Origin of the sequence: Chryseobacterium taiwanense (assembly GCF_000813825.1) — a bacterium.
GTDB lineage: Bacteria > Bacteroidota > Bacteroidia > Flavobacteriales > Weeksellaceae > Chryseobacterium > Chryseobacterium taiwanense.
Window position 1 is genome coordinate 201,663 of sequence record NZ_JWTA01000008.1, and the last position, 14,569, is coordinate 216,231.

At 33.1% G+C, this 14,569-nt stretch carries 13 protein-coding genes and 2 pseudogenes; 10 read left to right on the top strand and 5 right to left on the bottom strand.

Annotated elements, in window-relative coordinates; genetic code table 11:
• Nucleotides 1-51 precede the first annotated feature (51 nt).
• From RM51_RS19690 to RM51_RS11510, 8 genes and pseudogenes are all read left to right on the top strand, one after another.
• Entirely contained in the window at nt 52-1,164 is a 1,113-nt protein-coding gene (locus RM51_RS19690; RefSeq protein WP_084111095.1) for an RHS repeat-associated core domain-containing protein, read from the top strand.
• Nucleotides 1,152-1,631: a hypothetical protein gene (locus RM51_RS11480; protein ID WP_039369295.1), complete on the top strand. Its 480-nt coding sequence runs from the start codon at nt 1,152-1,154 to the stop codon at nt 1,629-1,631. The genes RM51_RS19690 and RM51_RS11480 overlap by 13 nt, the downstream gene beginning before the upstream one ends.
• 196 nt (nt 1,632-1,827) lie before the next feature.
• Nucleotides 1,828-2,796, top strand: a pseudogene (locus RM51_RS11485) (RHS repeat domain-containing protein); the annotation flags it as partial.
• 4 nt (nt 2,797-2,800) lie between these two features.
• On the top strand, nt 2,801-3,286 hold the full coding sequence (locus RM51_RS11490; protein ID WP_039369301.1) for a hypothetical protein: 486 nt from the start codon (nt 2,801-2,803) through the stop codon (nt 3,284-3,286).
• 115 nt (nt 3,287-3,401) lie between these two features.
• Nucleotides 3,402-3,887 carry a hypothetical protein gene (locus RM51_RS11495; protein WP_039369304.1) on the top strand — a complete coding sequence of 162 codons (486 nt, stop codon included), beginning with the start codon at nt 3,402-3,404 and terminating at the stop codon, nt 3,885-3,887.
• A 272-nt stretch (nt 3,888-4,159) separates the two neighbouring features.
• Nucleotides 4,160-4,585: pseudogene (locus RM51_RS11500) on the top strand (JAB-like toxin 1 domain-containing protein); the annotation flags it as partial.
• Complete coding sequence (locus tag RM51_RS11505; RefSeq protein WP_039369310.1) at nt 4,582-5,055, top strand: hypothetical protein; 474 nt, start codon at nt 4,582-4,584, stop codon at nt 5,053-5,055. The pseudogene RM51_RS11500 and the gene RM51_RS11505, both read left to right, overlap by 4 nt.
• Before the next feature lie 311 nt (nt 5,056-5,366).
• Nucleotides 5,367-5,726, top strand: a complete 360-nt coding sequence (locus RM51_RS11510) for a hypothetical protein (protein WP_039369313.1) — start codon at nt 5,367-5,369, stop codon at nt 5,724-5,726.
• A gap of 67 nt (nt 5,727-5,793) precedes the next feature.
• Here RM51_RS11510 and RM51_RS11515 read toward each other — a convergent pair whose 3' ends face one another.
• Nucleotides 5,794-8,199: a hypothetical protein gene (locus RM51_RS11515; protein WP_039369315.1), complete on the bottom strand. Its 2,406-nt coding sequence runs from the start codon at nt 8,197-8,199 to the stop codon at nt 5,794-5,796.
• Nucleotides 8,200-8,501: 302 nt separating this feature from the next.
• Here RM51_RS11515 and RM51_RS11520 point away from each other — a divergent pair, with 302 nt between their 5' ends.
• Nucleotides 8,502-9,179 carry a YceI family protein gene (locus tag RM51_RS11520; RefSeq protein WP_039369316.1) on the top strand — a complete coding sequence of 226 codons (678 nt, stop codon included), beginning with the start codon at nt 8,502-8,504 and terminating at the stop codon, nt 9,177-9,179.
• Nucleotides 9,180-9,245: 66 nt separating this feature from the next.
• Here RM51_RS11520 and RM51_RS11525 read toward each other — a convergent pair whose 3' ends face one another.
• The gene (locus tag RM51_RS11525) at nt 9,246-10,289 is read right to left on the bottom strand and encodes an alpha/beta fold hydrolase (RefSeq protein WP_039369319.1); all 1,044 of its coding nucleotides are present in this window, start codon (nt 10,287-10,289) and stop codon (nt 9,246-9,248) included.
• Between the two features lie 584 nt (nt 10,290-10,873).
• Here RM51_RS11525 and RM51_RS11530 point away from each other — a divergent pair.
• A complete protein-coding gene (locus RM51_RS11530) occupies nt 10,874-11,416 on the top strand; it encodes a hypothetical protein (RefSeq protein WP_131667075.1) in 543 nt (180 codons plus the stop codon).
• Between the two features lie 73 nt (nt 11,417-11,489).
• Here the strand turns inward: RM51_RS11530 and RM51_RS11535 are convergent, their stop codons facing one another.
• From RM51_RS11535 to RM51_RS11545, 3 genes are all read right to left on the bottom strand, one after another.
• Complete coding sequence (locus tag RM51_RS11535; protein ID WP_039369325.1) at nt 11,490-12,482, bottom strand: phosphotransferase enzyme family protein; 993 nt, start codon at nt 12,480-12,482, stop codon at nt 11,490-11,492.
• Nucleotides 12,483-12,551: 69 nt separating this feature from the next.
• Nucleotides 12,552-13,115, bottom strand: coding sequence for a thioredoxin domain-containing protein (locus RM51_RS11540; protein WP_039369328.1), 564 nt, complete (start codon nt 13,113-13,115; stop codon nt 12,552-12,554).
• Nucleotides 13,116-13,343: 228 nt separating this feature from the next.
• Complete coding sequence (locus RM51_RS11545; protein WP_039369331.1) at nt 13,344-14,339, bottom strand: lipase family protein; 996 nt, start codon at nt 14,337-14,339, stop codon at nt 13,344-13,346.
• Between the last annotated feature and the right edge of the window lie 230 nt (nt 14,340-14,569).

Below are 14,569 nucleotides of genomic sequence, written 5' to 3' on the forward strand. Positions count from 1 at the left end.
AATAAAATACAAATGAAAGTGGTATTCAATGCTAATACCACTTTTTTTTGAATAGGTTTCAATAGAAACGGCGCAGAAGCTCTTGAAGAAAACAATTACTATCCTTTTGGGTTAAAACAACAAACACCAACAATAGGAGTAAGTAATCCTGCCTATAAATACCAATACAACGGTAAAGAACTGCAACAGGAAACAGGTTGGAATGATTATGGTGCGAGGATGTATATGTCCGACATCGGAAGATGGGGGGTAATAGATCCATTAGCAGAACAATCCAGAAGATTTACACCGTATCATTACGGGAATAATAATCCGATACGATTTGTAGATCCTGATGGAAGATCAACACAAACATTCACTGGGCAGGAAGCACAGACAGCGTATTGGCAGTTTTATAACAGTATGTCTGTATCAAGTGTAACAGGAAATGGAGGTTCAAGGGGTTATGATTTTCATATGTTCCAGAATAGCGACAGCGGAATGATGATTGTAAATACAGGTTTAGGTAATGATGGTCAAGGTGGAGGAGGAGGAGCATCGCTCCCTACTTATGAAGAATTAATGGCATCTATTAATACGTCAGGAGGCGTTGATTTTTCACAGTTTGATTTTGCTCAGTTTAGTTCTGATGACTGGAGGAATACAAATGGGGAGTTAATATATGACCCTAAGGCTAATAGTGGGAAAGGTGGTTTTACAAAATATGCATCTAAAGATGATAAAAAAATTGCTGCTTGGATGTTAAAAACAGCAGAGGGAAGTGCTCAATTTGATAAATTAATTAATTCTATAATTCCAACTACTATTAGCTTATTATCTGGTGAAGGACCATCAGCTGGAACAAGTCAATTTACAATGGGAAATACACAATTAACCAGAGACTCTACAGGAAAAGTCTTATGTGCTGATATTGTAATCTATGAAGGCAGAGTCGACTCTTATAAAGCATTATTAAAATCATATTATTTAGCGGGTAAACAAGGTATGTTAAATAATGTACAACAATTATATCATAAAGCAGATAGAAATGGTGCAATAAGTGCTAATATCGGACATGAGTTAGGACATGCTGCAGATCCAGCCAACTATTTATTATACGGATCACAATCTGAAGTTAAACCTGATCAAATAGAACAAACAATTCTCAACCAATGGAAAAATTAAAAAAGATAATGAAATTATTATTTGTTATAACATTATCATTCATTTATTCGTGTAATCATACAAATTCTTATAAAGATTCTTTAAATGAAAAAATAATTTTATTTTATGACAGTAAAAAAGAAATTAATAATAATCATATAAAAAGCTTGAAAAGTAATTTTAAAGAATTAAGCGAAATTAAAAATATCATAACTAATGCCGATTTTAACAATAATGATGGAATATATGTACTTCGCTTAAATATCTCTCATACAACATGTAATCTTTTATTGGTAAAAAATAATACGTATAAAATTTTACCACTTGAAGGAAATAGAGATCAAGTCATTAATGACTTTACTGTAAATGCTAGAAATATGGATTTATATGAATATAAATATTATAAAAATTACGAAGAAATTATTACTAAGATATTAGAAGACAATAATAAAATGGTTAATTCAATAACATTAAAACCATTGAAGTAGGGTAATTTGTCAGAAGTGTTGATCCCTGCTTCTTGTGATGTTTCAGAGTTCGTGATGAATGTTTTTAAAATTTAAAACATTGATTTTCAGTATCTATTTAAAAATAGTCTTAAGACAAGGGTAGGTATTCACCTACTCTTGTTTATAAACCAATGGCAGCGCAGAAGCTCTTGAAGAAAACAACTACTATCCTTTTGGGTTAAAACAAAGACCTGCCATAGGAGTAGGAAATCCTGCTTATAAATACCAGTACAATGGTAAAGAATTACAGGAAGAAACGGGCTGGAATGATTACGATGCAAGGATGTATATGTCTGACATCGGAAGATGGGGTGTAATAGATCCATTAGCAGAACAATCAAGAAGATTTACTCCCTATCATTACGGGAATAATAATCCGATACGATTTGTAGATCCTGATGGAAGATCAGTGCAAACTTTCACTGGGCAGGAAGCACAAACAGCCTATTGGCAGTTTTATTTTAGTGGGTCTGTATCAAGTGTAACAGGAAATGGAGGTTCAAGGAGTTATGATTTTCATATGTTCCAGAATAGCGACAGTGGAATGATGATTGTAAATACAGGTTTAGGTAATGATGGTCAAGGCGGAGGCGGAGGCTTACGTAGTTTGATGAATTTAGAAAATCCTATGCTGTCTAAAGAGGGAATTATTACAGACTGGCTTGAAAAGGCAGGGGTTGATGAAGAAGGTATACCAGGTAAGGATAAAGAGTCAATTATGAAGTTTATAAAACAAGTGCCTGAACTAGAATATCTTTACAAAACAAGTGGGAGCTTTGAAGTAATTGTTAATTTATTGGAAAAGAACCCTGTGACTGCTCCTTATGAACCTGATTCTAATATTGGAACAATGACTTTTGGAAAAGATTCTTTTACAAGTTATTTGCAGTTAGGTATTGATATTATTCACGAAACATGGCATGCATGGGATATCTCCCAAAGTATACATAGTTCGATAGTTCGTTATGCAGGAGACGACAAAAGATTTAGAGATGCTATCATGGAATACAGGGCTTATATTTTTGAATTACATTATGTTCCCGATAATATTGATACTAAAGGTGTCGAACTTTTACAAAGGAACGGTGATATTCTCCATTTTATGTACAAAACAAATCCTAATTATTTTCTAAACAAATGGTAATTTTATGAAAGTTATATTTTTTTTATGCGTAATAAGTTTTAATTTTTTGTTTTCACAAGAATTAACGAAAGATGAATATTTGATTTATGGGGAGCATTTAGCAGGCCAACAGTTAAACAGTGGTGAATTTTCTTTAGGGATTCCTGATGAATATAAAAATTATATGAATATTGAGCATAAAACTTTAGATGAAAAAATTAGAAAAATATCTTCTGTTAAATCATTAGATCTAAGTAAATTGGAATCTATTGTTACTCAATTAACCAAGGAAAAGTTATCTACTTTTATTTATAAAGATAAAAGTATAGCTATTTTTAAGGAATACTGTAGTCCTATTTATTTTAAAAATAAAAGAGAAGCATATTTTTTTTCAGTAGGTACAGTACAGTTTAAAGATCGTGATTGGGTAAGTGCAGATAAAGGATTTTATAGGGCATTTAAAAAAGATAATGGTTACTGGGATGTAGAAGTTTATATACCTATGTACTAGATATTTTTATATTTCTAATTAAATTTTGTATGAAATAAATAGCGAGTAATCTAAATGATTACTCGTTTATAGTAACATTAAAAGATCAACCCTATCTTTTACAAAGGTATAGCTTATGAAAATTATATTATTTTTATGCGTAATAAGTTTTAATTTTTTGTTTTCACAAGAATTAACGAAAGATGAATATTTGATTTATGGGGAAGTATTAGCTGGTCAACAGTTAAATAGTAGTGAATTTTCTTTAGGGATTCCTGATGAATATAGAAATTATATGAATATTGAGCATAAAACTTTAGATGAGAAAATTAGAAAAATGTCTTCTGTTAAATCGTTTGATTTGACTAAAATGGATTCTATTGTTACTCAATTAACCAAAGAAAAACTATCTACTTTTATTTATAAAGATAAAAGCATGGCTATTTTGAAAAATTATTATAGTCCTATTTATTTTAAAAATAAAAAAGAGGCTTATTTTTTTTCAGTAGGTACAGTACAACTTAGAGATCGTGATTGGGTAAGTGCAAGTAAAGGATTTTATAGGGCATTTAAAAAAGATAATGGTTACTGGGATGTAGAAGTTTATATACCTATGTACTAGATATTTTTATATTGCTAATTAAATTTTGTATGAAATAAATAACGAGTAATCTAAATGATTCTCGTTTATTGATAATATACTAAATAAAAGAGTTTAATAGATGTTTTATTGCACATATAAATATAACAGAACAAAATCCTAAAGGAAATTCGCAGATTGGGGAAGTGAAACCAGTGCATTTTGAGCTTCCTGCAAGTGATGGTAGAGAAGACAGTGTGAGTTCAATATATAGCTATTTACAAATACAGAATTAAGATGTTGCTACTCAATTCTTTGAATTTGCGGCGGAACATACAACAGTAGAATTTGCCCAAGATACATTTAATTTTACCGATGGGTATAGTACTAGTATAATTGGTACTAGCCATTCTGTCAATCAAAGTGTAAGCGCTGGACAAATGTTAGCTCCATACGCTTTTGGAGGTCATGTTTTAAAAGATGGAACACATACTGAAAATGTACATTCTCATCCAAGTATTGGTGATTATGCTCCTTCTGGCTTTGCAGTATTATTTCCAAACGGACAACCAAGTTATGGAATTAATCCTTTTCATGGGAAAGGAGGAGATAAGGGAAACCCACAAACTAATGGTTTGACGAGATATTTGTATAGTCCTAGTTTAGTTAAAAGTGTGGGAAGAGGATATGTTCAGTATGATGATAAAAACGCAATTTATAAAGGGAAAACAAAAAAATGAAAAGAATAATATTATTAATTTTTTTAGCCAACTTCTTATTGAGTTGTAAATCTCAACTTAATAGAAAAGAAGCGGAATATATTTTAGATACAGTTTTAGAAGTTTCTAGTAAAAATAGAATTAAATATAACTTTATAATTTTAACATCTATGAATGTCAGAGATACAGCATTTTATAAAAATGGAAAATTTGGCATTGGTATTACAATTATGGATAGTAAAGCGACAGATGGATTAAATTATGAAAAAATATATTCTTATAAAGGAATTCCTATTGTATCGCAAGATTCTTTAAAGATTTTTAATTCTTTGCTTACTCCTATTTCTTATCAAAATCTTAATGAAAATTCTATAAAAGGCTTAAATTATGATCCATTTAATATCACATTAATTTTTGATAAAAAATCGAAGTTACTATATACCTTTCCAGAAAATTATGAAAATTATTTTAAGAAATTTAATAAAAATTAAATCATTGATTTTTAGAATTCATTAAAAAAGATAATCTTATAACAAGAGTGGGGATCCCACCTACTCCTGTTTATTTTTGAAGAGAAAACATATGCAAATGGCTAAAGAATATTCCTCGTGTATCTGACTTAGTGATAAATTATTCCTAAAAATAATAAGTATATTTACAACTATACGCACAGCATTTGGGAATGTACGCCTTAGCTACACTAAAAATACTCATGTCAGAGTAGAAGCTCTTGAAAAAATAACTATTAGTGATTTGATTAGCGTATAACTGACGGAAATCTTAGCTATAAATAACCATAATAATGAAAAAAATATTATTCCTATTGATTTTAATGCTTTTTTCTTTAAAAAGTTTTGGTCAAAAAATAGATTGTCATGAAAACTTAGAATTTAAAGAAATATTTTTTTACCATATCAAATACGTCGAAAATAGTATTACTCTTTCACAAGACTCGACATTTAGAAAATCAGTAATTTTCATTTCAAATTATGCACCAGTATCGGTCGAAAGTATTATGAATTACGCTAGAACTTATCCTATTGGTATATTTAAAGAAGATTTAAAGAATTGGCTAAAATGGTATGAAGAAAATAAATGTAAAAATATACAATTTAAAAGTTCATATATAATACCAGACGTTTATAAAGCTACAATTAAGTAGAGATAATGTTTTTTCAAGTAGATTATAACAAAAAAACACTACTCTTCTCACCTCTCACCAATAACTCTTACTTAACAGCCTCATTATAATAAACAGGAGCATAATCTCTATCATCAAACCCCATAATAATCACTTTATAGCTCTTAGCATCATCATTATTGAAGAACTGTATTTTTGCAGGTTCTTTAGGATCTGTTTTTAAGGAAGAGTTCCAGTAAAGTGTAGTTCGTACATCCTGCGAAATACTATTGAAATTGTCGTTGCCATATATTGGGCTTACAAAAGGAACTTCTTTGTCGAAGCCGTTCAGGGTGATCTGTTTTAATTTTGAAGGAAGATCAGCATTGTTGGCAGAACCTGAAATTCCTCCTCTGCGGGTATAGATCGCAATAGCTCCGCCACCGCCGCCGGAACCACCTAAGAAATAATCTTTCATCACTTTTACCATAGCAATATCCGCTGTTGAAACCGTGCTTACCTGTGAAGGATCAATCTTCATTTCATCTAAATAGATGTTTACCGTACTGCCTCTTAATTTCGGAACATAATTTCCCATATCCATTTCAAGGGTTAATCCTGCCACTCTTCCCTGTAGCCATTGCAGGATATTCATAGATCCCTGAGCGGTATTGGTATTGTCGTTCACAAAATCAAAAATGGTTTCATTAGCGCTTTGGAATAAAGGACCGCTTAGCTTTTCATTAAGCTCTTTTGTTTTATCTTTTTTTACCGCTTGTAGCTTTACTTCTTCAATGAGGGTTGCTTTTTCGTTAATCGAACTCTGATTATTTTTTGTGGTCACATATCTTTTGACCTGATCGGTAGGTTGATCGTTATTCGTACGCTGTACCAAAGTATAATGACTTCCCGGTAAATTGCCTTTCAAAGAAACAAAAGAATAATCGGGCTGAAAGATGACTTGAACCTGTTCTTTAGGAATTTTAGGATCATTCAGTTGATAAGAAAACTTAATAGAATCTTCAAATATCAAACCTCTTAAAGTAAAGAATCCGTTGGCATCTGTTTTTACCTGATACAGCTTTGTCCCTTTATCCGGCATACTGAACAAGAGATTCATAGCAGTATTTGCTGCAGGTTTCCCCTGAATGCTTACCTTTCCTTTATAAGAAATATAAGGTTGAGGTTGCGAGCTTATGATCGGGTAGGTTCCTGATAATAGAGTTTTCCAATCAAATCTTTTCCAGGTTTCGGTTAGTAAAAGAGCATCAAATGCTTCCGAATTACGGTTGGGAGTAAAATATTGAGAAGGTCTGTAGATTTTTGAACGGATATCACCAGTAAGCCATAAAGTACTCAGTAAACTATTTTCATCTTCTGAACTTTCAGAATTTCCATCGAGCACAAGCACAGTATACCCATCATTTTCAGCATTCTGAGCAATGGTAAACGAATTGGAAGCTCTAGGCGATGGATCGAGAGATAAAGACTGAAGGGTAGGTTTTTTAATATTCAAAAGATCGGGCTGTACAAAACAAAGTCGGTGAGCCAGAACATTTTCCTTATCATCAAATACCGTAAGTTGTAATATTCCATTAATGAGCTGGTTGGCAGGGATAGTATAGGTCTGTTCCAGAATTTTTCCCGACTTCACTTTGAAAACCAACTGATTGTTGATCATAGCAATCACTTTATATACCGTTCCCGGGGCAATATTTTTTGATTGTAAAGAAAATTTTATCGCTTCATTAGTACTTGTCACCTGAAGATGGATTCCGGAATCAGCTACAGGAGGTAAATTTACGGTTTGTTTATTCCCTTTAGAATCGGTGACAATAAGCTGGTATTTTTTTCCTGTTGTTGGAGTTAATGAAAAGGCTCCGACATTCTGATCAAATCCTTTAAAAGAGGTAATTTTCACCTCAGGTTTTTCCATATCCACTACATAGCCGCTCCATTCAGAAGGAGTAATCCCTTTCGACTGCAGTCTAACGGCGAATTTGGTGGCAATTCCGTCTATAAAAGTTCCGCTTTCCGGAAATGCAGCGGCTGTCCATTGAGAATTATCGTTGATGACCAGTTTTTGAGGAGAAGAAGGATTATACACCACAATAGGTCGTAAGGTCTGAAAATCTTCACTGAAATTGGTCATCCATGTTGTATAAGCCCGGACATAATAGATTCCTTCTTTTAAATTGTCAGGGAGCGTAAGATTGCCGTTGCCTTTTCCGTTAATTAAAGGAAGGATTTTTTTGCTGATCTGCGTTTTATTGCTGTCATATAATTCTACAAATAAAGACGTAGAAATTGCCGAAAGTTCATACCCATTAAAAACAAAAGATTTAAACCAAAGATTTTCTCCGGCAACAAAGCTGTTTTTATTAAAAACCAGATGAATCTTTTCCTGAGGATATTTTTCCGAAAATATTTCTAAAGCTTTCTCTGCCTTATCCTGTGCCTGAAAATTACCCAGTGCTAGTAAAATAAACAAAAAAGAGATGAGTTTCTTTGACATATCAACTTCAATATTTGTTGGAAATATTTAAACATAAAAGTACATGATTTAAGACTCGAATACAATGTCAGTACCTTAAAAGTATATTAAAATATTATTAAAAATAGGAGAGGTTTATTAGTAATTTCAGTGATGGATGTTGAAAAATAAAAACAATTGGCTGCATTTATTGATGTATGGTAATAAAACTTACCTTTTTATCTCTTTATCTTTGGATCCTCAAATAGAGAAGAGAATGAAACCCTTTCTGGCTATTTGATTTTGCTTATATTTAGAACAAACTTTTTAAACAATAAAATAATATGAAAAAACTTAGTGTAATTGCATTAGTAGGAGTAGGATTGCTTGCAGCATCTTGTAACAAAGAAAAATCAGCAGAAGCAGCAGCTACGGGAACAGAACAGACAGTAGCAGAAAGCAAAGGAGAAGTATTGGCAGTAGATACAGTAGCTTCTGTAGTAAACTGGAAAGCATTCCACAAAGGAGGAATGGCTCCTCGTTGGGGAACTCTTACCGTAAAATCTGGTGACCTAAGCGTTGAAAACGGTACTGTAGCAGCTGGAAACTTTGTGATCGATATGAACTCTATCAAAGTAGATCCTGCTTCAGTAACTGAAAAAGATAAAAAACCGGCTGACCTTGAAGCGCACTTGAAAAACCCTGACTTCTTCGATACAGCAAAAAATCCAACTTCTGATTTTAAAATCACTAGCGTAACAGATCTTAAAGAAGCACCGAAAGATGCTGTAGCTGGAGCTAACAAAACAGTAAGCGGAAACCTTACTTTATCAGGAAAAACAATGAACGTTACATTCCCGGCTAAAGTAGATGTTGCAGAAGGTACTGCAGCGATTCAGGCTAAATTTACAGTAAACAGAGCAGACTGGGGAATCAAATTCGGAACTTCTGAAGCAGATCCTGCAGAATGGATGATCAGCAAAGACATCGAAATTGCTGTAGATGTAAAGGCTAAAAAATAATATTGTTAGACTATAAAATCTTTGAAGCTGCCTTTTTATAAGGCAGCTTTTTTCTATCTATTTACATTATCTGGACAAAGAATCTGCCTCAATAACAGCATCTGCAAATTCCTTTGGAGCCTCCTGCGGTAAGTTGTGCCCTATTCCTCCTGTTAAAGTATGATGTACATATTTTCCTTTATATTTAGAAGCATAATTTTCAGGAAGCGGAAATGCAGCTCCATTGGCATCACCTTCAAGGGTAACCGTAGGTACCTTGATGTCTGGTGATTTTGCAAGTTGGGCTTCCAGCTCGTCATATTGTTTTTCTCCAGGAGCTAATCCAAGACGCCAACGGTAATTATGAATAACAAGATCCACATGATCAGGATTGTTAAATGCTTTGGCAGAACGTTGGTAGGTTTCTTCATCAAATGACCATTTGGGCGATGCGGTTTTCCAGATCAGCTTGTTAAAAGCTTCTGTATTATTCTTATAACCTTTATATCCCCTTTCCGTTGCAAAATAATATTGATACCACCATAAGAATTCTGCATTGGGCGGAAGCGGATTTTCATTTGCCTTTGGACTTCCGATCAGGTATCCGCTCACGGCTACTAGTGCCGATACACGCTCCGGCCATAGAACAGCCATAATATCAGCGGTTCTTGCCCCCCAGTCAAAACCACCAATAATGGCTTTATCTATTTTTAAGGCATCCATGAAGGCAATAATGTCGAGTGCCACAGCAGATTGTTGACCGTTGCGAATGGTTTTCGGAGATACAAAAGTAGTGGTTCCGTAACCTCTAAGATAGGGAACCAATACCCGATATCCTTTTGCAGCTAGCAGTACGGAAGATTTTTCGAAACTATGGATATCATACGGCCATCCGTGAAGCAATATGACGGGTTTTCCGGTTTTTGGCCCAACCTCTGCATATCCTACATCAAGCAGACCTGCCCTAATCTTTTTTGTATTTTGAAATTGAGAACTGGCTGAAGTATCAATAGGACTCTCTTTCCCTTCTGAAATTTGCTGTGCCTGTAATGACGATACACCTGGTGCTAAAGACATTATTACCGCAAGTGCAATGATTGCTTTTTTGCTAAAATTTGATAGTGTTTTCATTATATTTTTTTAAGTAATTAGGTTACAAACATATTGTATATCTAATGACTGATCATCTATTAAATAGATGAACTGGGCATTTTGGGCGTTGAAATAGACATTGATGTCTTTAATAGAAAGTTTTAGATCTTAAAAAAAGAATAAAGTCAGAACAAACGGAACTACTCTTATTTCATGTCCATTTATATAAGAAGGCTCGTTTTAATATTTTTAGATAGAGTTTTATTACAAAAAATTAGAGGTAGAAAGTGTTTTAATTAGGCTTGTAGTACATCCTACCATACCTAAATTTAGGAGAAAAACCATTTCATATTATGAATCAAGCTTCAGGTATTGACTTTGATCATTCACATCCTTTAGGTTCAAATATTGCCACGAGTAACTTTAATGCAAGTTTTAGAGGTGGGGGCAATCCCTCAGTTTGAGAGAATTGTTGGTGACATAGGAGTAGCTAAATCAAATAGTGGTATCTTTAAAAGTTTTCATGTCTTTTCATCGTGGAAATATCCAAACCAGGAGGTAATGGATACATAAAATATGATGATAAAAAAGCAATGTATGTTGGTCCAAATAAATAATAAAATATGAATAAGTTATGTACAGTTAGTTTTCTTTTGCTTTTCTTATTAGCAATATCCTGTAAAAGTCAGAGTTACAAAGAAACAAAAACTGTTATAATCCCTATGATTGAATGTTATATAAAATATAAAAATGAAAAAAATACAATTGATAGTAAAAAAAACATTATTGTAATAGGTGCGAAAATTCGTGATAATGATAATAAAGATTTAAGTATAAGTTTTTATTTCATAAATCCTCAATTATTGCAAAGTTTCAACTATTCTAATGTATATTCAATTCATGGTTATAAAATGATAGTTGATAAATCATTAAATAAATACGATGTATTAGACTATGCATTTAAAGGTATGGAAGTACCATATGAAAACTTTAATGTAGCAAAAGCTCCTTTTTCTTACAGTACGGATTACTGGAATATTATTTTAAATTCTAAAAACGAAGTTATTGAAATTTTACCAGAAGAGAAATCTAAAAAAATCAAAAGTACATTGGAAGAGAGAAGAGTTAAGTTCTCAAAAGATTATATTGATTACTCCTCTTTATAGTTTCATCCAATAAATATGATTTTGAAGTTTTAGGTAATATTATAGAGTAAACCACCGCGTAATTACGGTGGTTTTATTCAATTTCAATCTTATGGTAAGCCATCCAGCGTTTCAGGTTTCCAACCATTCTTTTTAAATGGTCTTCATTCAAAAATATATTGGTCCAATACTCAAACCTGTCACACTGAACCGCTATATAATAGGTGATGATTGCTAAAGAGACAAAAGGGATATATTCCTTTTCTTCATTACTGAGTTCGGTTACGGATTCATAACCTTTCATAAAGCTTTCTACTTTTATTTGATATTCCTCTTCGTTCAGATGGGTGGCAAGCAACTGGAACAGGAAATAAGAAATATCAAAACATAAATAGCCGTTGCCGCAAAAATCAAAATCAAAAAATGTGATCCCTTCCTTATCGTCAATGTGTAAATTATCAAACCAGGCATCCAGATGCACACTTCCGAATCTTGTTTTTAGAGGATCAATATTTTCGAGTTTTGGAAGTAAATAGGAAGACAGTTTTTCTAAAAATTCAATTTCATCAACATTCGTACTGTAAAATTCTTTTGTTCTCAAAACCGGATTGGTAAGCAGGTTCTGAGTATCGTAGGAGATTCTTTTCAGTTCAAAATTTTCTGTCGACTGATGAACTTTGGCTAATGCCTGACCAATGAGAAAGCTGGTTTCCGGCGAGAACTTTGCTGCCTTTTTACCTTTTGCAAAGGAGAATAACACTCCAAATCTTTTTCCTTCAGGTGCTTGGATTTCCTGAATATACTTGTTGAATAGATCCGCAATGGGATAGGCAACCGGTCTGCCATCTTCTTTTAAGTGGGTTAAAAGCCGTATTTCTTCTTCAATTTCCAATTCAGTACGCCAGTTGTGAGTGTACACTCTGAAAACGTAGCTGGTTTCACCATCTTGTACCCTGTATAAATGATTCATCGCCAATCGAATGATGCTGTATTCTGATATTTCGCTGAGTCCATATTGTTGTTGAACAAGCTTGCAAACTGCATTGGGGGAAATCGTACTGTTGATCGTCGGGAATATCTCTGTCATTGGTTCTTGAAGGTACAGTGAGGAATGTTGCTAATTTTCTTGAAAATGTTGAACTAAATTGTTCACTGATTATTTTAACAAAGGAATAATCTTGTTTTCATACATTTTCTTTGAATTTTTCCAATCCTTATTATAGTCTTTCCAATTGCTTACGTAGACTGTGTTACCGCTTTTATCCATGAGGATAACTTTTGAATAGTCATCGATGTTTTCAAAATTGGGTGGAGTAATTTCGGTAACGAATTTTCTATTTCGTTTTCCTACTTTTGTTCCGTAGAGTTCATCTTTTAAGACCACATATTTTACTTTTTCATCCGTGTACTTAATAAAGTCGATGGCATTGTTGATTCGTTGATCCTGTTCAGCCTCTACCAACAAAACAAATACATCTACCATTCCTGTTTTTTCCAGATCTAAAGTGTCGGGTAAATGCAGTCGGCAAGGTCCGCACCAGGAAGCAAGGGTATAAAAAATGGTATAAGGCTTTTGAGAATTTTTTGCAATACAAATGAGATCTTCTTTGTCTACCGTTGTAGCGGAAATAAATTTGGACTGCTGAAGATTACATTGTTCACTTTGTGCTTGTATACCGAATGAAAGTAAAATTGATAAAGAAACCAGGAGTTTTTTCATGTTATTTTTTAGCGTTTTTAAGGAGCCTCAAAGATATACAATTCCCTTTAAAATGTAGAGTTTTGATAAGTCAAAACGCTTCCAATTTCTGCGATTTGTTTTTCAGTTATAGTTTAATTATTTTAAAGATTTTAATACTGAAGGTTATTACTTTAAAACAAATAATAGCCCCACATTTTGTAAGGCATATTATTTAGAATATAAGCCAAGCACTTACTGATGACATCATTACGGGCACAATTTTCTCACCTTTCCTTTAAGTTCCATACAGGGAAAATGACCTTTCCCTTCAGATCTTTGATTGATCAACGTTGTAATATTCTCTTTTTTTCTCAGTAGGTCAATATGGCTCTTCAAGGCATGAAGTTTAAATTCGTTGAAATATTCAGAGAGACTGAACTTCACATAAGCTTCCTGCTCTTTATAAACCAAACCATCATTACAGATGCGATAAAATTTCCCAAAATGAGCAGTACCATTACGTCCGGCTCTTGGTACATAGTCTTTGTAGTTTACAATATCATAAATAACTGAACCATATTTTTCTCGTAATTCTGTATTCATCTTGCAGGTAACAGCTAATGGTGGTGCAAAATGATAGGCTCCTTTAAAATTTAGCTGGTTATATTGCAGTGGAACAATAAATAATTGTGATAATGCTGCACCTAGAGAATGCCCGGTTAAGTAAATAGGAAAAGTTTTTATATCAGCTTGCGGATTCGCCTCGTTAATTTTCTTTTTTATTTCCTCAACTAAATTTTTCTCTTTCATTAAACGGATTAGAGACTTTCTAAAGCCCCCATGTCCGGCAGGGATATATGATAATTCTTCATCATAACCATCCGCATTTTGATAATTCCAATATTTCGAGTCCGTAAGCCAATCTTTAAGGATGGAAGGTTCGGTGCCCCTAAAAGCAACGATCATAAAGTTTTTATTTGCCCATAATAGCGCTTGATTATGGTGAATCCCATAGGAGTCATCAATTAATTGATAACTTACCGGGCTTTCGGGATACGTTTGATTTACCTGTTGTTTCAGAATTTCGATATTGCGCTCGTCCCAATAAGAAACTTCGGAAATCTGTGCACAGAATAATGCCGTTTCTTGGTTATACTCAGAAAAATCCTGATTAAAATTTGAAGGATTAATATCCGAAAGTAAAATATCCTGTGCAGGATATAGTCCTGCTACAACGAGACAAAGGAACAGTAGTTTTTTCATAGCTTTAGTTTTACACTAAATTACTCTAATACAGCAGATCTTAAAATACCACTTTTGTAGTATATTTTTAAAACTTAAGTTGCCGAGAAATTTTAATAAAAAATAAATGAAGAGATCTAATAATGGGTAAAAATATAACCAACCGGTATTGATTGTTCTGCTGTCGTTTGATAAATGGGAAACAATAATCCGTTGTTTTTGCAAAGTATCAATGATTGTTTCATTTTGTG

What these genes read in the sequence shown, in the direction of transcription:
- RM51_RS11480 (WP_039369295.1), top strand. Translation starts at nt 1,152, where the DNA reads ATGGAAAAATTAAAAAAGATAATGAAATTATTATTTGTTATAACATTA.
- RM51_RS11490 (WP_039369301.1), top strand. Translation starts at nt 2,801, where the DNA reads ATGAAAGTTATATTTTTTTTATGCGTAATAAGTTTTAATTTTTTGTTT.
- RM51_RS11495 (WP_039369304.1), top strand. Translation starts at nt 3,402, where the DNA reads ATGAAAATTATATTATTTTTATGCGTAATAAGTTTTAATTTTTTGTTT.
- RM51_RS11505 (WP_039369310.1), top strand. Translation starts at nt 4,582, where the DNA reads ATGAAAAGAATAATATTATTAATTTTTTTAGCCAACTTCTTATTGAGT.
- RM51_RS11510 (WP_039369313.1), top strand. Translation starts at nt 5,367, where the DNA reads ATGAAAAAAATATTATTCCTATTGATTTTAATGCTTTTTTCTTTAAAA.
- RM51_RS11515 (WP_039369315.1), bottom strand. Translation starts at nt 8,199, where the DNA reads ATGTCAAAGAAACTCATCTCTTTTTTGTTTATTTTACTAGCACTGGGT.
- RM51_RS11520 (WP_039369316.1), top strand. Translation starts at nt 8,502, where the DNA reads ATGAAAAAACTTAGTGTAATTGCATTAGTAGGAGTAGGATTGCTTGCA.
- RM51_RS11525 (WP_039369319.1), bottom strand. Translation starts at nt 10,289, where the DNA reads ATGAAAACACTATCAAATTTTAGCAAAAAAGCAATCATTGCACTTGCG.
- RM51_RS11530 (WP_131667075.1), top strand. Translation starts at nt 10,874, where the DNA reads ATGAATAAGTTATGTACAGTTAGTTTTCTTTTGCTTTTCTTATTAGCA.
- RM51_RS11535 (WP_039369325.1), bottom strand. Translation starts at nt 12,482, where the DNA reads ATGACAGAGATATTCCCGACGATCAACAGTACGATTTCCCCCAATGCA.
- RM51_RS11540 (WP_039369328.1), bottom strand. Translation starts at nt 13,115, where the DNA reads ATGAAAAAACTCCTGGTTTCTTTATCAATTTTACTTTCATTCGGTATA.
- RM51_RS11545 (WP_039369331.1), bottom strand. Translation starts at nt 14,339, where the DNA reads ATGAAAAAACTACTGTTCCTTTGTCTCGTTGTAGCAGGACTATATCCT.